Genomic DNA, 19,560 nt, shown 5'->3' with positions numbered 1-19,560 from the left:
TGAGTATACTTCGATGTTTCTCAAAGTTATCTCTCGAATGTTTTTAAAAGATGAAGTAATTATAAATTCTTGGTAATAAAATCTTTATTAAAAAGTATTATAAAAGTTATGTAAAAGTAAAAAGCTCGGTATTAACCGAGCTTTTTTTTATGAAATTCTTTAGGAATTATTTGTTATGTAATACCCAAGTTCCTTGTTCTAATAAAGGGATGGCTTGCTTGAATTTAACATCTTTTTCTTCGCCAGTCATCACATTTTTGATAGTGACTTTTTCGTTACGACCAATTTTTGGTTGTTCGCGTACAACTGTTTCAACTATTTGTTGTTCTTGTGTTTGTTGGTTACGTGCGCTATTAATAGCTTGCTGAGTTGAGTTTTGAACTTCGTCTTTACGTAAGTCTAATTTCTCTCTTTGTTGCTCACGAGCTTCTGATACTTGTGAAGCTTCTTGGCTAGGTAATTTTCCTTTGAACAAGAATGATAACACTTCTTTGTTAATCTTATCAATTGTTTCTTGGAACAATTCGAAAGCCTCAAATTTATAAACTAATAAAGGATCTTTTTGCTCGTATGTAGCATTTTGAACAGTTTGTTTCAACTCATCCATTTTACGTAAGTGGTCCTTCCAGTTTTCATCAATAATAGCTAAAGTGATGTTTTTCTCAAAATCGTTTACTAATGATTTTCCTTCACTTTCGTAAGCTTCTTTTAAGTTAGTAACTACTTGTAACGTTTTAGAACCATCTGTGAAAGGAACTACGATGCGTTCATAACGATCACCTTCATTTTCAAAAACACTTTTAATTACAGGGAACGCATTTTCAGCATTTCTTTCAGCATCATTCTTATAATGCTCGGTAACTATTTTATAAAGCTTATCAGTTAATTCTTGTTCAGAAGCTTTATTAAATTCTTCTTCAGAAAAAGGAGAAGTCATTGCAGAGAAACGAATTAATTCGAATTCAAAGTTTTGGAAGTCTTTTGCTTCTTTATTTTGTCTTACAATTGAATCACAAGTATCATAAATCATGTTTGCGATATCAATCTGTAAACGCTTTCCATCTAAAGCATGACGACGACGCTTGTATACAAACTCACGTTGTGCGTTCATAATATCATCATACTCTAATAAACGCTTACGAATACCAAAGTTGTTTTCTTCTACTTTTTTCTGAGCTCTTTCAATAGATTTTGAAATCATAGAGTGCTGAATTACTTCGCCTTCTTTTAATCCCATTCTATCCATCATCTTCGCAATTCTTTCTGAACCAAATAAACGCATTAAGTTGTCGTCTAAAGCTACATAGAATTGAGAAGAACCTACATCTCCTTGACGTCCTGCACGACCACGTAACTGACGGTCTACACGACGAGAATCATGACGCTCTGTACCAATAATAGCTAAACCACCTGCAGCTTTTACTTCCTCAGATAATTTAATATCGGTACCACGACCAGCCATGTTTGTTGCAATGGTTACCACTCCAGGTTTACCAGCTTCAGCAACTACATCAGCTTCTTTCTTGTGTAATTTTGCATTTAAGATATTGTGAGGAATCTTACGGATTTGTAACATTCTTCCTAATAATTCAGAGATTTCAACAGAAGTAGTACCTACTAGTACTGGTCTTCCTTCTCCAACTAATTTTACGATATCTTCAATTACAGCGTTGTACTTTTCACGAGTAGTTTTATAAACTAAATCTTGTTTGTCGTCTCTTTGAATTGGTTTGTTTGTTGGAATTTCAACAACATCTAATTTGTAGATTTCCCAGAATTCACCAGCTTCTGTAATTGCAGTACCTGTCATACCAGATAGCTTACGGTACATTCTAAAGTAGTTCTGTAAAGTAACGGTAGCAAACGTTTGCGTAGCGTCTTCAATCTTCACATTTTCTTTAGCTTCAATTGCTTGGTGTAATCCGTCAGAGTAACGACGACCGTCCATAATACGACCTGTTTGCTCGTCTACAATCATTACCTTATTATCCATTACCACATACTCTACATCTTTTTCAAAAACAGTGTATGCTTTTAAAAGTTGATTCATGGTATGAATACGCTCACTCTTTATGCTAAACTCACGGTATAGTTCTTCTTTTTGATCAGCTTTCTCTTCTGGAGTAGCGTTACTCTTATCTATTTGCCCAACTTTTACACTAATATCTGGTAAAACGAAGAACGTTTCATTTTTTGTGATATCAGAAAGGTGTGCGATACCTTTGTCTGTTAAGTCAATTTGATTGTTTTTCTCTTCAATAGTAAACCATAATTCTGCGTCAACTTCAGGCATTAGCTTGTTGTTGTCTTGCATGTAAAAGTTTTCAGTTTTTTGAAGGATTTGTTTAACTCCTTCTTGAGATAAAAACTTAATTAAGGCTTTATTTTTAGGAAGACCTCTGTAAACTCTTAATAATAAGAAACCACCTTCTTTAGTGTCTCCTTCTTTAATTAAACGTTTAGCTTCTGCTAAAACACCTACTAGATATTTATTTTGAAGTGAAACTAAATCGGCAACTAGAGGTTTTAATTCATTAAATTCGTGACTATCTCCTTGTGGTACTGGTCCAGAAATAATTAACGGTGTACGAGCATCATCAATTAATACTGAATCTACCTCGTCAATAATAGCATAGTTTGGTGCACGTTGTACTAAGTCTTTCTTAGAGTTTGCCATGTTATCACGTAGGTAGTCGAATCCAAATTCATTATTGGTTCCGTAGGTAATATCTGCGTTATAAGCTTCTCTACGTGCTTCTGAGTTTGGTTGGTGGAAATCAATACAGTCAGTAGATAACCCGTGGAACTCAAAAATAGGAGCCATCCACGCGCGGTCACGTTTTGCTAAGTAGTCGTTTACAGTAACAACATGTACTCCGTTACCAGTTAAAGCGTTTAGGTATACAGGTAATGTAGAAACTAATGTTTTACCTTCCCCTGTCATCATTTCGGCAATTTTACCTTGGTGTAATACAGATCCACCGATTAACTGAACATCATAATGAATCATGTCCCAAATAACCTCTTTACCTGCAGCGTCCCATGAATTAGCCCAAAAAGCTTTGTCGTCTTCTAGTGTGATATGTTCTCTAGTAGCTGATAACTCTCTATCAAAAGAAGTTGCAGTTACTTCTATTTCTGTATTGTTAGTAAAACGCTTCGCAGTTTCTTTTACAACTGCAAAAGCCTCTGGCATAATGTCTAACAAAACAGCTTCTGAAGCTTCGTAAGCTTCGTCTTTTAATTTATCAATTTCTGTATAAATGTCTTCTTGACGATCGATATCTGCACTTTTAGCTTCTTCTTCAAGTTCAGTTATTCTATCAGTAAAAGACTGGGTAGCTTCTTTAATTTTAGTCTTAAATTCGATGGTTTTAGCCCGTAATTCATCATTAGATAAATTGTTTAATGAATTTTCATAAGATCGTACTTTTTCAACGATCGGTTGTAATGATTTTAGGTCTTTTTGTTGTTTGTCACCAACAAATAGTTTTATAATCGAATTTAAAACGCTCATTTGTAAAATATTGTTTTTTAGTTAGTTATATTGTTTTAGCTAACGTTTTTTTGTTTTTTATTTTGGGTGCTTAAAAGTAAGCAAAAAAAAAGCCTCTGTAAAAGAGACTTTTTATGATTTATTTTTTCTAGTATTCATCTTCGTTCCAAAGATAATCTTCTTCAGTAGGGTAATCTGGCCAGATTTCAATAATAGAATCGTACGCATCACCTTCATCTTCGATATCTTGTAAGTTTTCAACCACTTCTAGAGGAGCTCCAGTACGAATAGCGTAATCGATTAATTCGTCTTTAGTTGCAGGCCATGGTGCATCTGCTAAATAAGATGCTAATTCAAGTGTCCAATACATTTCTTTATCGGTTTAATAAGATTTTCCGCAAAAATAATTTTTTTTTGTAAAAAGTCAAGTTTTTTTTAAAAAATGTGAGATCAATAATTAAAGAACTTAGTTAAAGCTTTTCAGGAATCCATTTAATTTCCTCAGCTTGTAAGTCTTGGGTCAACTTTCGTGCCAACACAAAAAGGTAGTCAGAAAGTCGGTTTAAATACTTTAAAACGGTATCGCTAAGAGTTTCTTCTTCGTTTAAAGCGACAGCCAATCGTTCCGATCTACGGCATACGCAGCGTGTTATGTGACAAAATGACACGGTCTGATGTCCGCCAGGTAGAATAAAGTGAGTCATTTGAGGTAAGCTTTTATTCATGAAATCAATTTCGTCTTCTAAAAACTGAATTGACTCTTCATTAATTTTAGGAATGTTTAAGCGTTCTTTTCCACTTTTTAAAGTTTCTTTTTCTGGAGGTGTAGCTAACATTGCTCCAAGCGTGAATAAATCACTTTGAATTTTAGTTAAGGCTTCTTTTAAAGAGCTACCTATTTCTTGATCTCTGATTAAACCAACATAAGAGTTTAACTCGTCAACAGTTCCGTAACTTTCTATTCGTAAGTGATATTTTGGTACTCGAGTACCACCAAATAGGGCAGTGGTACCTTTGTCACCTGTTTTTGTGTATATTTTCATATGTTTTTTACTAGTTTGATTATTTTTTTAAGACAGCTAATTTATCCAAAATATAATCAGGACAACGCATAGGTTTTTTTGTTTCAGTGTTAATAAATGCTAAAATAGTGTTACCTGTACAAATTAGTTCGTTGTTTTGATTAGTAATTTCGTAGTCAAATTCAATCTTAACAGTTGGTGTTTTTTTTAAAGTAGTGCTAATAGTTAATTCGTCGTCATATAAAGCCGATTTTTTAAAATTACAAGATAAAGAAATTACAGGTAGCATGATTCCTGTTTTTTCCATATATTTGTATGTAACGCCCAAAGAACGTAGCCATTCGGTACGACCAATTTCAAAAAATTGCGCGTAGTTTCCATGATAAACTACCCCCATTTGATCAGTTTCAGCATACCGAACACGTATAGATGTGTTATGTTTTTGCAAAAGATTATTTTTTTAATTAGCACAAACAATACGCAAAAAAAAAATAAAAGTCAAGAGCGATTTAATTTTTTTATACTAAAATTTATTCACACTTTTGTTCGCCCAGACGTAGGTGTTTGGTGTCCCCTAAATCTGAATAAAAATTAACAACTAAAATTGATTTTTACCAAATATGACTAAAACAGCCGATTCAGTTTGGATGGAATGCTTGTCTTTTATAAAAGACAATATTAAACCTCAAGCATACAAAACTTGGTTCGAGCCAATTAAGCCAATTAAATTAGCAGGGGAGGCTTTAACAGTACAAGTTCCAAGTAAATTTTTTTACGAATGGTTAGAGGAGCATTATATCAAATTGCTAAGAGTGGCTTTAGTTCGTCAGTTAGGAAGTGATGCTAAATTAATTTACGATGTACGTATGGAAAATACGTATAGCAGTAATAGTCCGCAAACTGTAAAAATACCAAGTTCAAATCGTAACCCGTTAAAACCTCAAAAGGTAACTGTTCCGTTAGAGTCAAAACGTGAGTTGAAAAATCCTTTTATTATTCCAGGTTTACAAAAGGTAAAGATTGAGTCTCAGTTAAACCCGAACTACAATTTTGTGAATTTTGTAGAAGGAGATTCAAACCGATTAGCGCGTTCTGCTGGTATGGCAGTAGCTAACAAACCAGGAGGAACTTCTTTCAATCCGTTATTAGTTTATGGTGGAGTAGGTTTAGGTAAAACACATTTAGCACACGCTATTGGTGTTGAGATAAAAGATAAATATCCGGATAAGACAGTTTTATATATTTCTTCGGAAAAATTCACACAACAGTTTATTGATTCGGTAAAATCGAATACTAGAAATGATTTTATTCATTTCTATCAAATGATTGATGTGTTGATTATTGATGATGTACAGTTCTTATCAGGAAAAGCAGGAACACAAGATGTGTTTTTCCATATATTCAATCATTTACATCAAAATGGAAAACAGGTGATTTTAACATCAGATAAAGCGCCTGTTGATATGCAAGATATTGAGCAACGATTATTGTCTCGTTTTAAATGGGGATTGTCTGCTGAATTACAAGCGCCAGATTACGAAACAAGAATTTCTATCTTACAAAACAAGCTGTACAGAGATGGTGTTGAAATGCCAGAAGAAATTGTAGAGTATATTGCTAAAAATATTAAATCGAATGTTCGTGAGTTAGAAGGGGTGATTATTTCGATGATTGCACAAGCTTCTTTTAATAGAAAAGAGTTTACAATTGAGTTAGCAAAACAAATTGTAGATAAGTTTGTTAAGAACACGAAAAAAGAGTTGTCGGTAGATTATATTCAAAAAGTGGTGTCAAAGTATTTTGATATGGATGTAGCAACTTTACAATCAAAAACTCGTAAACGTCATATAGTACAAGCACGTCAGTTAGCTATGTATTTTGCTAAACGTATGACAAAATCATCTTTAGCAAGTATTGGAAGTCAAATTGGTAAAAGAGATCATGCTACTGTGTTACATGCATGTAAGACTGTAGATAATTTAACGGAAACTGATAAGCAATTTAAAAAGTACGTTGAAGATTTAACGAAGAAATTAACGCTTTAAAGAATAGCCTCACTAAGTGAGGTTTTTTTATTTTATAGAGATGAAAAAAATATTAATGGTTTGTTTGGGAAATATTTGTCGTTCACCACTAGCAGAAGGAATCTTGCAATCGAAGTTGTCTTCAGAGTTTTATAAGGTAGATTCAGCTGGAACTGCTGGGTATCATGTAGGTGAATTACCAGATAAACGTTCTATTCAAGTAGCAAATAAATATGGTATAGATATTACGAATCAACGTTCAAGAAAGTTTGAAAAAGCTGATTTTGATAAGTTTGACATGATTTTTGCTATGGATAAAAGTAATTACGATGATATTGTAACGATGTCTGAAAACAGTATGCAACGAGAAAAAGTAAAAATGATTTTAAGTGAACAGTTTCCTGATGAAGCAGTCAATGTTCCAGATCCGTATTATGGAGGAGATCAAGGTTTTGAAAATGTGTATAGAATGTTAGACGAAGTGTGTACGATTATCGCTTCAAAATTAGAAAACAAATAATGAAAGGTAAATTATACTTGATTCCTACTACCTTAGGAGATACTGAACCCTTAGAGGTGATGCCATTATCGGTAAAAAAAGTGGTAGAGCAATTAGATTATTTTATTGTTGAAAATGAAAAATCGGCTCGAAGATTCATAAAAAGAATTACTCCTACTAAATCTCAACCTTCTTTACAATTGATGTTGTTAGATAAGTATTCTGATGATTTAGAAACTAAGAATTATTTGGATGCTTGTGAAAAAGGAATATCTGTAGGTTTGCTTTCTGAAGCAGGTGTGCCCGCGGTAGCTGATCCAGGAGCAAGTATAGTGAAGTTAGCACATCAAAAAGGAATTCAAGTGGTACCATTAGTTGGTCCATCGTCAATTTTGTTGGCAATTATGGCGTCAGGAATGAATGGACAAAGTTTTGCTTTTAATGGTTATTTACCGATTGACAAATCTGAAAGAAAAAAAGCGATTAAAGATCTGGAGAAGTTATCAAAAGATAAAAATCAATCACAAATATTTATTGAAACACCTTATAGGAATGAGAAAATGCTAGATGATTTACGAGCTACTTTATCTCCTGATACAAGGGTTTGTGTTGCATGTGATATTACACTTCCTTCAGAGTATATTAAAACATTAACGATAAAAGAGTGGAAAAACGCTAAACCAGATTTACACAAGCGTCCCGCAATTTTCATTATTCATAAATAAAAAAAGCATCGATAATATCGATGCTTTTTTGTTGTTTCTGTGTGTTTTAATTAAACTACGGGCTTTTTGTTTGCTTTGATATTAGATACATCATAGTCAGCAAATTTTTTCAAATACGATTCTATTGATGTTCCAAAAGCATCGTTAAATTGAATAGCTCCGTTTGATCGTAAAAACTTTTTTACATTTCCAGCACCACTTAAGTGGGCGGCAGCTAAAATACCAGATTCGGTTATCTTTATTCCGTTAATGGTTTTCCCAACACTTCTTTTAATATCCTTACGTAAAATCCATTTATTTAGCTTACAATAAGCTATAAATGTACGTTCTTGTAATTCAGGAGTTTTTAAGAAGTGGTCGGTGTTGTAAATTCGGAATCTTTTTAAAGTTTCTTTACCAAATTGGTATTTCCCTAAGTAGCCAAGCTCATTAATAACCCTATATCTACCTTGAGATTCTTTAAAAGCTAGAGCTTCTTTAAATCCAACAAAATCATTTAATAAAAAAGGAACATTCACTTTTTCGATTTTGTTCGCTGGCACTGGGGTAGTAGCAGCTTTTTCGTGTTTAGTTGTAGCTTCCGTAAAACTAGTTAAGAATGCGAATACTACAATAACTAATACTAAATGTCTGATAATTAAATACTTTCTGTTTAGCGGTGCAAAGATACGGTAATTTTTTATAACAGATTATAAATCAATAAATTACCGTTTATTGACTATTAGGTATAAAGTTGTTTTCTGGTGTTTTATTTAGTTAAAACACAAAAAACACAAGGTTTTATTATCTTTTTAATAATGTTTTATTAAAATTAGTAAAAATAAATTTTTGTTAATTTATCTTCTTATCCCTTGTTGATTTATCCATTGTTGATATTTTACTGCATTTCTATTATGCTGCGCTAAAGAGTTAGCAAATTCATGAAAACCAATCTTGTCAACACTTGCACACATATAGTAATAATTGTGTTTTTGATGGTTTAAAACAGCATCAATAGATGAAATATCTGGCATTGCAATCAAAGTAGGAGGAAGTCCTGTGTTTTTATAAGTATTGTAAGGAGAGTCTATAACTAAATCTTTGTTTAAAACCCTTTTTACAACAAAATCATGACCTTTAATTTCTTTAATAGCATAAATAACGGTAGGGTCTGCTTGTAAAGGCCAATTATCTTTTAATCTATTTAAGTATAAACCAGCAACAATAGGGCGCTCTATTTTTTTAGCTGTTTCTTTTTGAACAATTGAAGCTAATGTTATTACCTCTTCTTTTGAAAGGTTTAGTTTTTTAGCTTTTTCTAATCTAGCAGAAGTCCAAAAACGATTGTATTCACGCAACATTTTATCACGGAAGTTTTCTGCGGAAGTATTCCAATAAAACTCATAACTATTTGGAATATACATTCCTAAAACTGATTTTTCTGTGAAATTATTAGTAGATAAAAAGTTAGCATTGGTCATAGCCTGTAGTAAGGCTGTAGAATCAGCTTCAATTTGTTCTGCAATTCTTCCTGCAAGCTTTTCTATCGTATCTTGATTATTAAATGATAAAGTGATTGGAGTTTGATTTCCGCTACGTAAAAGGTTTACCACGTCATTCATGCTCATTCCTTTTTTTAATAAGTATTTTCCTCCTTTAGGTTGGGTGAATTTTTTCTTTTCTGCCACCCAAACAAAATTTTCGGGATGTTTTACAAAATCAGTAAGTTGTTTTTGAACATCTGTAAAAGAAGCGTTTGAGCCAATAAAAACAGCACCGTCTTTGGTAACTGCTTTTCCAAATATTTTTTGATAGTAATTAAAGCCAATAATTCCGCCAATTAAAAAAATAATTACAATGCTTCCTAAAATAATTTTCTTATTCATTGATTAATTGAAATAGTAGTTCGTTTTTATATACTCCTTTGTGGTATGTCCAATCTTTTTTAATACCGATTTGTTTAAAGTTATGTTTTTGAAAAAGATGCAAACTGTTGTGGTTATCGTCTGTAATATTTGCATACAATTGATGTAATTGTAAATGCGTAAAACAATACTTTATTAATAATTGTAATGCTTCTGAAGCAAGTCCTTTATGTTGAGAATTTGGGTGGACTAAAATTCCAATCCCAGCTCTTTTATGTTGAGGGTTAAAATCAAACAAATCAATCATTCCAACGGATTTATTAGTAGATTTTTCTTCAATAACTAAACGTAATTGCTTCGCTTCATATATATCTAAATGTGAATTTTCTAAATATTGTTTTAATAAAAATTTAGAAAACGGAGCTTGTGTATGACTAACTTCCCAAAAGAGTTCGTTGTTTTCTATTTGAAATAAAAACTCTAAATCCTCAGGTTCTAAAGCCCTTAAGTTGATATATGTTCCAGTTAACGTATGCACTAAATATTTATTTTACCTTTAAATACAAATGTAGCAGGTCCTTTTAAAAATACATTAGTATAAGTATTGTTTTTTTCTTCAAAAGAAACTTCTAACTCTCCTCCTTCAACAGGTAAAATGATTGAAGTATTATTAGTTTTTTTGGTAGCATGCATTGCAATAGCTACAGCGGTAACACCTGTTCCACAAGCCAAAGTTTCATCTTCAACACCGCGTTCGTAAGTACGAACTCTGAAAGTGTTAGGGGTAATTTGTTCTACAAAATTCACGTTACTTCCCTCTGCTCCATAAACGTTATTTCTGATTTTTCTTCCGTTTGAAAAAACATCATATTCATTTAGTTCATTTACTAATTGTACATGATGAGGAGAACCTGTGTTAGTAAAAACATAATTATCAAATATTTTTACATCATCAACGTCAATCATTTGAAGTGATACAATATCATTAGTAATAAAGGCATGATGAAGTCCATCAATAGCTATGAAAGTTGTGTTGGTTTCAAAAAGCCCTAATTTACGAGCAAAAGCAACAATACATCGTCCGCCGTTACCACACATAGTACTTTCGTTACCATCAGAGTTATAATATACCATTTTAAAATCGGTATCAGTATCTTCTTCGAGTAAGATTAAACCATCAGCACCAATTCCAAAATTTCTATTACACAATTTTGCAATAATGTCAGTTTTATTTTTTGGAAAGGTTTTTGAACGGTTATCTACCATTATAAAATCGTTCCCAGTTCCTTGATATTTGTAAAATTCTAAATCCATAATAGTAGACAAAGATACATATTTTATCAAGGAGGATGGACTGTTAAATAGCGGTTAAAGTCCGTTAAATAGAAGTTAAACACATTTACTTAAAATGTTAAAATTGATATATTTGAAATATAAAATTTTGTAAGCATATGAAGAAAATATTTGGAACTTTAGGAATTGCAATCTTAGGAGGAGCAATAGCACTTGCAGGATATAAAACATTGATAGAAGAGCAGCAAGTGGTTGTAGAGAAAACTGTAGAGCCAACAATGCAAACTGTTAAGGCTAGTTATACGCCAACAGTAATAAACTCTACATCAACGCCAACTGATTTTACAGAGGCAGCAGATAAAACGGTGCATGCAGTAGTACATGTTAAGAATACATCAATAAGAACTCAGCAAAACCCGTTAGCTGAATTGTTTTATGGAAGTGGTAGTGGAACAAGAAAATATCAACAAGTAGGAACAGGGAGTGGAGTAATTATTTCTCCTGATGGTTACATTGTTACGAATAACCATGTTATTGAAGGGGCAAGTGATTTAGAGATTACCTTAAACAATCAAAAGAAATTAAAAGCTACTTTAGTAGGTGCAGATAAGGCAAATGATATTGCTTTGTTAAAAGTAGAAGCAGATTTTGAATTGCCTAATTTACCTTTTGGAAACTCAGATAATATTAAAGTAGGAGAATGGGTCTTAGCAGTAGGAAATCCATATAATTTAACATCTACGGTTACTGCAGGTATTATAAGCGCAAAAGGGCGTGATTTAGATGGTAACACAAATATAGATTCGTTTATTCAAACTGATGCAGCGGTAAATCCGGGAAATAGTGGTGGAGCATTGGTAAACACAAGAGGTGAGTTGATTGGAATAAATACAGCTATTTCCTCAAGAACAGGTTCTTTTATTGGATATTCGTTTGCAGTACCATCAAACATTGCTAAAAAAATTGTAGATGATTTATTAGAGTTTGGAGTTGTACAGGAAGCTATTCTAGGAATTAATATTGATCCAGAAACTAAAAGTGTTGAAGGAGTGAAAATTGGAGCTATTGATGCTGAAAGTGATGCAATTAAGGCGGGCTTAAAAGAAGGAGATGTTATTGTAAAAGTTAACAACGTTAAAATTTCTAAATTCTCTGATTTAAAAGGTCAGTTAACAGCAAAAAGACCTGGTGAATATGTAAATGTTACTGTAAATAGAGATGGTGAAGATTTAATTAAAACAGTTAAGTTGAGTAAGAGAAGTACGTATACCTCATTTACTTTTGGAGTACAGTTAAAAGATTTAACTGAAAAAGAAAGGAAAAAGATAGGTATTAAAGGAGGTGCAAAAATCACAGCCACAAATAACGAAGGATTTAAATATTATAATGTAGGGGAAGGATATGTAGTTTCTAAGATTAACGGAAAGGAAGTAGCTAGTGCTTCTGAAGCAGTTGATATTTTAGATAGATACTCAGGTAACCAAAGAATGTACCTAGAATTAATTAGCCCTAAAGGAGAAGTAGAAAGATATAAATTTTAAAAGTAAAGTATACGAAGAAATAAATCCTGTTGAGATAGAAATCAACAGGATTTTTCTTTTAAAAAACAGAGATAAAATCAAGAAGAAATACCTATTTTTGCAAAAATTTTTTAATTTTAGTTAACACACAACTATGTCAACAATAACAAATTACGAAAAAGAAGTAGTAAATCAAGCGCAGGTTAGAAGAGCTACTGTTGAATTTATTAACATCGTTAACGATTTATGGTACGATAAATCTATCGAGTTAGTATTATTTAGAAACCCGTTAGTAGATAAAAGAGCTAGTGAGGTTTTAAACTTAATCAACTATGCTAAAGAGTTTGTCGCTAAACCAATCACTATTGAAGATGCTTTAGAAATTGCGAAAGCTATTCAATCAATCGATTTACCACCATCAAAATTAGATATCGGTAAATTAGCCTATGAATTTCACTTACAAGATGATGCTTCTGCAGACAAAGTTGCTTTTGTAAAAGAGCAATTAAAAGATGCCACAGAGGCAGAAGATATTAAACCAAAAGATGTAGTATTATACGGTTTTGGTCGTATTGGTCGTTTATTAGCTCGCGAACTAAGTAGCAAAATGGGTAAAGGTTCTCAATTACGTTTAAGAGCTGTAGTTACTCGTGGTAAAATAGATCAAACAGTTTTAGAAAAAAGAGCTTCATTATTAAGCGTAGATTCAGTTCACGGAGATTTCTTAGGTACTGTTCAAGTAGATGTTGATAACAATGCATTAATCATTAACGGAACTACTGTATATATGATTTCTGCAAATCAACCTGAAGATATCGATTATACTGAATACGGAATTAATGACGCGTTAATTATAGATAACACTGGTGCTTTTAGAGATGAGGAAGCATTAAGTCGTCACTTAAAAGCAAAAGGAGCTAGTAAAGTATTATTAACTGCTCCAGGTGGTGGTGTACCAAACATCGTTCACGGTGTAAACCACGAAGAGAACAATCCTGATAATATCGATATTTTCTCTGCAGCCTCTTGTACTACGAACGCTATTACTCCAGTATTAAAAGTATTAGAGGATAACTTCGGAATTAAAAAAGGACACTTAGAAACGATTCACGCATATACAAACGACCAAAACTTGGTTGATAACATGCATAGTAAGTACCGTAGAGGTAGAGCAGCTGCTTTAAATATGGTAATTACCGAAACTGGGGCAGGTAAAGCAGTAGCAAAAGCATTACCAGCATTAGCAGGTAAGTTAACTTCAAGTGCTATTCGTGTACCAGTACCTAACGGGTCATTAGCAATCTTAAACTTACAATTAAAAACTCCAGCAACAGTTGAATCTGTTAACGCTATTATGAAGCAATATGCGTTAGAAGGAGATTTAGTAGAGCAAATTCAATACTCATTAAGTAACGAATTAGTTTCTTCTGATATTGTAGGAACAACAGCTCCATCTATCTTTGATAGTAAAGCAACTATTGCAGATGGTGATACGATTGTAATTTACGTATGGTATGATAATGAGTATGGATACTCTCACCAAGTAATGCGTTTAGCAAAGCACATTGCTAAAGTACGTCGTTATACTTACTATTAATAGAAAGTAAATAAATAGATAAAAAAAGTCGGAGCTTTTAAAGCTTCGACTTTTTTTATTATATTTGAAATAAGAGTAACCCCTTAAAATGTCCCCTAAAATGAAAAAGATAGTTGTATTACTATTTCTAATGCTTGGTACTACTTCACTAAGTTATTCTCAAGAATTAAAAACATTAATTTTAGGTAAGTGGTTTGTAGATTCAATGAAAGTTGGCAATGAAGTTTGTGAATTTTCAGAAGGATCAAGCTGGTTAGAGTTTTCTTCTGAAGGAAAATATGAAGTAATGATGAATGATCAAAAAGAAGCAGGAACTTGGAAGTTGATAAAAGAAAAAAATGAGTTAGAGTTTGATAAAACAAGCTTTGATGAAAACTTAAAAATTGAAAAAATAACTGAAACTGAATTATTGGTTTCAGCAAAAGACGAAGATATTATCTATACTATGTCGTTAAAAAGGTAAACAATAATAGTTTGTTTTTTTAACAGCCGAGGTAAGGGATTACCTCGGTTTTTTTATTTTTAATTGATAAGAGTTTACTTCTAATACTCATAAATCTTTTCCTTAAATTAGCATCTAAAAATAAATTTAATGAGAGCAATACTTACTCCTATATTATTATTGTTTGCAGCAATAACAACAAATTCACAAAACAAATTACCTTATTACGAAATACCTAAAGAAGCTGAGGAATTTACAGCAGGAACTGTTGTAAGTAGAATGATAGATGGATTAGGATTTCGTTATTATTGGGCTACGGATGGTTTAACTGAAAAAGATTTAGAATACAAACCAAGTACTGAGGCGAAAACAACGGGGGAAACGATAGACCATGTGTTAAGTTTATCAATAGTAATTAAAAATGCAGCATTGAAAATTCCGCATAATGAAGTAAAAACAGAAATGACATTTGCTGAAAAAAGAAAAGCAACCTTAGAAAACTTAAAGTTAGCTAGTGATATTTTTAGAAAAAGTACAGATGTATCGCAACACAAAATAATTTTTGGAGATAAAGAATATCCGTTATGGAATGCGATTAACGGACCTATTGCTGATGCTACATGGCATGCAGGTCAATTAGCTTCTTTTAGACGCGCATCAGGAAACCCAATCAACTCAAAAATTAATCATTTTACAGGTACCGTTAGACAATAATTTAATGACAGTTCAAGAAAAGATACAGCAGTTAAGAGAAGAGCTACATCAACATAATCATAGCTATTATGTGTTGGATAAACCAACCATTTCAGATTATGAGTTTGATATTAAATTAAAAGAGCTTCAGCAGTTAGAAGACGAAAACCCAGAATATTTCGACCCAAATTCACCAACACAACGAGTAGGAGGAGAAATAACTAAAAACTTTGAAACTGTTACTCACAAGCATAGGATGTATTCATTAGATAATTCATATTCTAAAGAAGATTTGTTAGATTGGGAAAAACGTGTTCAGAAAATTTTAGGAACCGATCAAGTCGAATATACTTGTGAGTTAAAATATGATGGAGCTTCTATAAATCTTACTTATGAGAATGGTGAGTTTGTACAAGCAGTAACACGTGGAGATGGATTTCAAGGAGATAACGTAACAACTAATATTCGCACCATAAAATCTATTCCATTATTACCAAATAATGACTTTGTTTCTGATTTTGAAATGCGAGGAGAAATCATTTTACCATTAGAAGGATTCAATAAAATGAATGAAGAACGTGTTGCAAATGATGAAGAACCTTATAGAAATCCGCGTAATACCGCTAGTGGAAGTTTAAAGCTGCAAGATAGTTCAGAAGTAGCAAAACGACCACTAGATTGTCTGTTGTATCAATTAGTAACGAGAGAACGTAAATACGCTTCACATTTTGAAAGTTTAGAAGCGGCAAGAAAAGTTGGATTTAAAATTCCAGATACAATTGTTTTAGCCAAGTCAATAGAGGAGGTGTTAAGCTTTGTAAATGAATGGGATGTAAAACGTCATACATTACCTTACGAAACGGATGGGGTAGTAGTAAAAGTAAACTCATTTCAACAACAAGATGAGTTAGGATATACTTCAAAAGCTCCTCGCTGGGCAATTGCTTATAAATTTAAGGCAGAGCAAGTTTCAACTGTGTTAAATGAAATTACGTACCAAGTAGGTCGTACAGGAGCCATTACCCCAGTAGCAAACTTAGAACCTGTGCAGTTAGCAGGAACAATTGTAAAAAGAGCTTCATTACACAACGCCGATCAAATAGCGAAACTAGATGTAAGGATAGGAGATACTGTTTTTGTAGAAAAAGGAGGAGAGATTATTCCGAAGATTGTGGGAGTTGATTTAACAAAGCGTCCGGTAGATTCTGTGCCAACTCAATACGCAACACACTGTCCTGAATGTCATACAGAATTGGTGAGAACAGAAGGAGATGCAAAACATTATTGTCCAAACGAATTTGGGTGTGCACCACAAATTACAGGTAGAATCAAGCATTTTATTAGTAGAAAAGCCATGGATATTGATGGATTAGGTGGTGAAACGGTTGATTTATTGCGTAAAGAAGGATTGATAAAGAACTATGCAGATTTATACGACCTAACGGTACAGCAAGTTATTCCGTTAGAACGAATGGCAGAAAAGTCAGCGCAAAATATGATTGAAGGAATTGAAAAGTCAAAAGAAATTCCGTTTGAAAAAGTGTTGTTTGCTTTGGGAATCCGTTTTGTAGGTGAAACTGTGGCTAAAAAGCTAGCGAAACACTTTAAGTCAATCGACAATTTAATGAATGCCGATTTTGAAACATTGGTTGCTGTGGATGAAATTGGCGATAGAATTGCACAAAGCATTATCGATTTTTCAAATGATTTGGGTAATATTGAATTGATTAACCGATTAAAATCATACGGAGTTCAGTTAGAAGTTTCTGCAGAGAGCTTAGAAGGACAAACAGATAAGTTAGTAGGAAAAGTATTTGTTGTTTCAGGAGTGTTTCATCAAATGAGTAGAAATGAACTTAAAAAAGCAATTGAAGACAACGGAGGAAAAGTGTCGAGTTCAATTTCTAAAAAAACTACCTATATTGTAGCAGGTGATAATATGGGACCAAGTAAACTTACAAAAGCTGAAAGTTTAGGAATTCCAATTATTTCTGAACAGGACTTTATTGATATGATTGCTTAATTTTTAATTAAAAAGAGAAACATGACTAAACAAACTAAAATAACCCTAGCATCTATTGTTTTTTTATTGGTAGCTATTACTGACGTATATGCAGTGATTACACAAAACAAAACCATAGAAATGATTTTTAAACCATTGCTAATGACAACACTTGCTGTAGTGTATTTAGTATCGGTAAAAAAGCCAAGTTTTTGGTTGTTATCAGCTCTATTTTTCTCTTTTTGGGGTGATGTATTTCTGTTAGATAAGGAAAAGTTTTTTGTGTTTGGTTTAGGATCTTTTTTAGTAGCTCATCTTGTTTATATTAAAATAACAACTGATTTATTATTTAAAGATTTAACAGTAAAAATTATAACATCGGCAATTCCGTTTGTCTTATTGTTTGTAGGATTGTTAGGTTTAATCTATGGTAATTTAGGTGATATGTTATTGCCAGTAATCGTATACGGAATTACAATTTCAACTTTTGGTACGGCAGCATTACTAAACTATCGTCAGCAAAAAACAACAGCGAATTCATGGTTGTTATTAGGGGCTATTTTGTTTATAGCTTCTGATAGTCTCATAGCGTTAAACAATTTTTACACACCAAAACACTTATTTAATATTGCTATAATAGTGTTATATATCGTTTCTCAATACTTAATTGTTAAGTCAATAATAGCTAAAGAAAAGTAATTTTCTAATGGAAAAACCGAGGTTAACAAGGTTAACTCAAATTGTAACTTTGCTACAATCAAAAAGGTTAGTTACAGCTACCGAATTATCAAAAAAGTTTCAAGTGAGTGTTCGTACAATTTACAGAGATATTAGAACGCTTGAAAATTCAGGAATTCCGGTAGTTACCGAAGAAGGAAAAGGATATTTTTTACAAGAAGGATATCAGTTGCCGCCAATTATGTTTTCAGAAGATGAGGCTAATGCACTAATTACAGCAGAACAGTTAATTCTGAAAAACAAAGATGCTTCACTAATTGAAAATTATAGCGAAGCTATTACGAAAATTAAAGCAGTTTTAATACATTCACAAAAAGGGAAGGCAGATTTACTTTCCCAAAGAATTGCTTTTAGAGCCAATGCAGAAAAAGAACAATCGAGCAACTATCTCATTCAAATTCAATCAGCAATCACAAACTACTATTTATTAGACTTAGGGTATTTATCTCTTGAAAATAATTTTACGAATAGAGTTGTAGAACCTTTTGCTTTATATAGTACCAACGAAAATTGGTTGTTAATTGCGTATTGCCGATTGAGAAATGAATTTAGAGTGTTTAGACTAGATTGCATTCAGAATATGAAGGTCTTAAATGATACATTTACTCCTCATAAAATGACTTTGGAAGAATACTTTAAAATTTGTCAAGAAAAGTATGGTGTACCCCTGACATAGGGTTGACATAACGAGGCTTTACTTTTGTTGAAAATTTTAAAAACAAAAGATGAGCACAGAACAAAAAGAACCGTTTTATGTAGTAGGAATTTCAGTAAGAACAACAAATGAGAATCAACAAGCAGCAAAAGATATACCTGCTTTATGGCAACGATTTATAGCTGAAAATATAGCAGATAAAATCCCGAATAAATCTTCAAATGAAGTATATGCTGTGTATACAGATTATGAATCAGATTACACCAAGCCATACACAACAATTATTGGTTGTAGAGTGAATGAAATTAGTAATGTCCCCGAAGGCTTGGTGAGTAAAAAAATAGCTGCTCCAAGTTATAAAAGATATATAGCAAAAGGAGATTTAGCAGATAATATTGTCTACAATAAATGGTTAGAGATTTGGGGCGAAGATATAAATAGAGCTTACACTTCCGATTATGAGGTGTATGGGGCAAAAACAGCAGATTCAACAAATGCTGAGGTAGAAATATTTATAGGAGTAAATTAATAAAAAAGGACAGTTTTAAAACTGTCCTTTTTAGTTGTTATTTTATAAGTTCTTTCCAATTAAAGGGATGTTTTTTCGATAGGAAATCAATAAAATTAATCCAGAGATAAAAGTTATTATAGCGCTTATAAACAAAGTGCCACCATCTTCGTTATGTTCAATGCCAATAATAGTTAAGTGACTCATGATTGCACCAAACATTAAACCTAAAGTTAGTAAAGCACCTAACCATGTCTTTTTAGGGATAAATAAAAGTATAGAAGCAATTAGTTCAAAAACACCTGTGCTTATTCTCATGTAAGCTTCGTTGCTTCCAGCTATTTTAGTAAATAAATCAATACTTTCTTGTGCTCCGGTGAATTTGAAAAATAATGTTTGAAGCATTATAACAGCAGCTATTAACTTTAAGATTAAAAGAATATATTTTTTCATGTTTGATATAATCTATTATGTTAGACGTTGTAAATTTTAATGCTTACAT

At 32.4% G+C, this 19,560-nt stretch carries 20 protein-coding genes; 11 read left to right on the top strand and 9 right to left on the bottom strand.

What is annotated here, in order from left to right; genetic code table 11:
* Window positions 1-166: 166 nt before the first annotated feature.
* From secA to N534_RS0111725, 4 genes are all read right to left on the bottom strand, one after another.
* Window positions 167-3,517 (bottom strand): preprotein translocase subunit SecA, encoded by a 3,351-nt coding sequence (gene secA / locus N534_RS0111740; protein WP_028892675.1) that lies wholly within the window; start codon window positions 3,515-3,517, stop codon window positions 167-169.
* A gap of 127 nt (window positions 3,518-3,644) precedes the next feature.
* Window positions 3,645-3,866, bottom strand: a complete 222-nt coding sequence (locus N534_RS0111735) for a DUF2795 domain-containing protein (protein WP_024739957.1) — start codon at window positions 3,864-3,866, stop codon at window positions 3,645-3,647.
* A 100-nt stretch (window positions 3,867-3,966) separates the two neighbouring features.
* Window positions 3,967-4,539: a cob(I)yrinic acid a,c-diamide adenosyltransferase gene (locus tag N534_RS0111730; RefSeq protein ID WP_028892674.1), complete on the bottom strand. Its 573-nt coding sequence runs from the start codon at window positions 4,537-4,539 to the stop codon at window positions 3,967-3,969.
* A gap of 19 nt (window positions 4,540-4,558) precedes the next feature.
* Window positions 4,559-4,966 (bottom strand): thioesterase family protein, encoded by a 408-nt coding sequence (locus tag N534_RS0111725; RefSeq protein ID WP_028892673.1) that lies wholly within the window; start codon window positions 4,964-4,966, stop codon window positions 4,559-4,561.
* A gap of 172 nt (window positions 4,967-5,138) precedes the next feature.
* On the opposite strand from N534_RS0111725, the gene dnaA reads away from it, so the two are divergent.
* Genes dnaA through N534_RS0111710 form a run of 3 tightly spaced genes read left to right on the top strand, consistent with a single transcriptional unit; the run spans window position 5,139 to window position 7,766 of the window.
* A complete protein-coding gene (gene dnaA, locus N534_RS0111720; RefSeq protein WP_028892672.1) occupies window positions 5,139-6,563 on the top strand; it encodes a chromosomal replication initiator protein DnaA in 1,425 nt (474 codons plus the stop codon).
* Window positions 6,564-6,603: 40 nt separating this feature from the next.
* A complete protein-coding gene (locus N534_RS0111715) occupies window positions 6,604-7,062 on the top strand; it encodes a low molecular weight protein-tyrosine-phosphatase (protein ID WP_028892671.1) in 459 nt (152 codons plus the stop codon).
* Entirely contained in the window at window positions 7,062-7,766 is a 705-nt protein-coding gene (locus N534_RS0111710) for an SAM-dependent methyltransferase (RefSeq protein WP_028892670.1), read from the top strand. Before N534_RS0111715 ends, N534_RS0111710 begins: the two co-directional genes overlap by 1 nt.
* 50 nt (window positions 7,767-7,816) lie before the next feature.
* Here N534_RS0111710 and N534_RS0111705 read toward each other — a convergent pair whose 3' ends face one another.
* From N534_RS0111705 to dapF, 4 genes are all read right to left on the bottom strand, one after another.
* A complete protein-coding gene (locus N534_RS0111705; protein WP_028892669.1) occupies window positions 7,817-8,404 on the bottom strand; it encodes a hypothetical protein in 588 nt (195 codons plus the stop codon).
* Window positions 8,405-8,602: 198 nt separating this feature from the next.
* Window positions 8,603-9,631: an endolytic transglycosylase MltG gene (gene mltG, locus N534_RS0111700; protein ID WP_028892668.1), complete on the bottom strand. Its 1,029-nt coding sequence runs from the start codon at window positions 9,629-9,631 to the stop codon at window positions 8,603-8,605.
* Window positions 9,624-10,148 carry a GNAT family N-acetyltransferase gene (locus tag N534_RS0111695; RefSeq protein WP_028892667.1) on the bottom strand — a complete coding sequence of 175 codons (525 nt, stop codon included), beginning with the start codon at window positions 10,146-10,148 and terminating at the stop codon, window positions 9,624-9,626. Before N534_RS0111695 ends, mltG begins: the two co-directional genes overlap by 8 nt.
* On the bottom strand, window positions 10,148-10,924 hold the full coding sequence (dapF, locus tag N534_RS0111690) for a diaminopimelate epimerase (protein WP_028892666.1): 777 nt from the start codon (window positions 10,922-10,924) through the stop codon (window positions 10,148-10,150). The genes N534_RS0111695 and dapF overlap by 1 nt, the downstream gene beginning before the upstream one ends.
* A 137-nt stretch (window positions 10,925-11,061) precedes the next feature.
* Here dapF and N534_RS0111685 point away from each other — a divergent pair, with 137 nt between their 5' ends.
* The 8 genes from N534_RS0111685 (at window position 11,062) to N534_RS0111650 (ending at window position 19,079) form a co-directional block, all read left to right on the top strand.
* Window positions 11,062-12,444 (top strand): trypsin-like peptidase domain-containing protein, encoded by a 1,383-nt coding sequence (locus N534_RS0111685; RefSeq protein WP_028892665.1) that lies wholly within the window; start codon window positions 11,062-11,064, stop codon window positions 12,442-12,444.
* 133 nt (window positions 12,445-12,577) lie between these two features.
* Window positions 12,578-14,020: a glyceraldehyde-3-phosphate dehydrogenase gene (locus N534_RS0111680; protein ID WP_028892664.1), complete on the top strand. Its 1,443-nt coding sequence runs from the start codon at window positions 12,578-12,580 to the stop codon at window positions 14,018-14,020.
* Between the two features lie 100 nt (window positions 14,021-14,120).
* A complete protein-coding gene (locus N534_RS0111675) occupies window positions 14,121-14,483 on the top strand; it encodes a hypothetical protein (RefSeq protein ID WP_028892663.1) in 363 nt (120 codons plus the stop codon).
* A 129-nt stretch (window positions 14,484-14,612) separates the two neighbouring features.
* The gene (locus N534_RS0111670; RefSeq protein WP_028892662.1) at window positions 14,613-15,176 is read left to right on the top strand and encodes a hypothetical protein; all 564 of its coding nucleotides are present in this window, start codon (window positions 14,613-14,615) and stop codon (window positions 15,174-15,176) included.
* Between the two features lie 4 nt (window positions 15,177-15,180).
* Window positions 15,181-17,178, top strand: coding sequence for an NAD-dependent DNA ligase LigA (gene ligA / locus N534_RS0111665; protein WP_028892661.1), 1,998 nt, complete (start codon window positions 15,181-15,183; stop codon window positions 17,176-17,178).
* A gap of 21 nt (window positions 17,179-17,199) precedes the next feature.
* Entirely contained in the window at window positions 17,200-17,856 is a 657-nt protein-coding gene (locus N534_RS0111660; protein WP_028892660.1) for a lysoplasmalogenase, read from the top strand.
* 7 nt (window positions 17,857-17,863) lie between these two features.
* A complete protein-coding gene (locus N534_RS0111655; RefSeq protein WP_028892659.1) occupies window positions 17,864-18,571 on the top strand; it encodes a YafY family protein in 708 nt (235 codons plus the stop codon).
* A gap of 49 nt (window positions 18,572-18,620) precedes the next feature.
* Window positions 18,621-19,079, top strand: a complete 459-nt coding sequence (locus tag N534_RS0111650) for a GyrI-like domain-containing protein (protein ID WP_028892658.1) — start codon at window positions 18,621-18,623, stop codon at window positions 19,077-19,079.
* Between the two features lie 42 nt (window positions 19,080-19,121).
* Here the strand turns inward: N534_RS0111650 and N534_RS0111645 are convergent, their stop codons facing one another.
* Window positions 19,122-19,511: a DoxX family membrane protein gene (locus tag N534_RS0111645; RefSeq protein ID WP_028892657.1), complete on the bottom strand. Its 390-nt coding sequence runs from the start codon at window positions 19,509-19,511 to the stop codon at window positions 19,122-19,124.
* Window positions 19,512-19,560: the final 49 nt, after the last annotated feature.

Origin of the sequence: Tenacibaculum sp. 47A_GOM-205m, assembly GCF_000518405.1 — a bacterium.
Lineage (GTDB): Bacteria > Bacteroidota > Bacteroidia > Flavobacteriales > Flavobacteriaceae > Polaribacter > Polaribacter lutimaris.
This window is presented reverse-complemented; position numbering and strand designations above follow the sequence as displayed.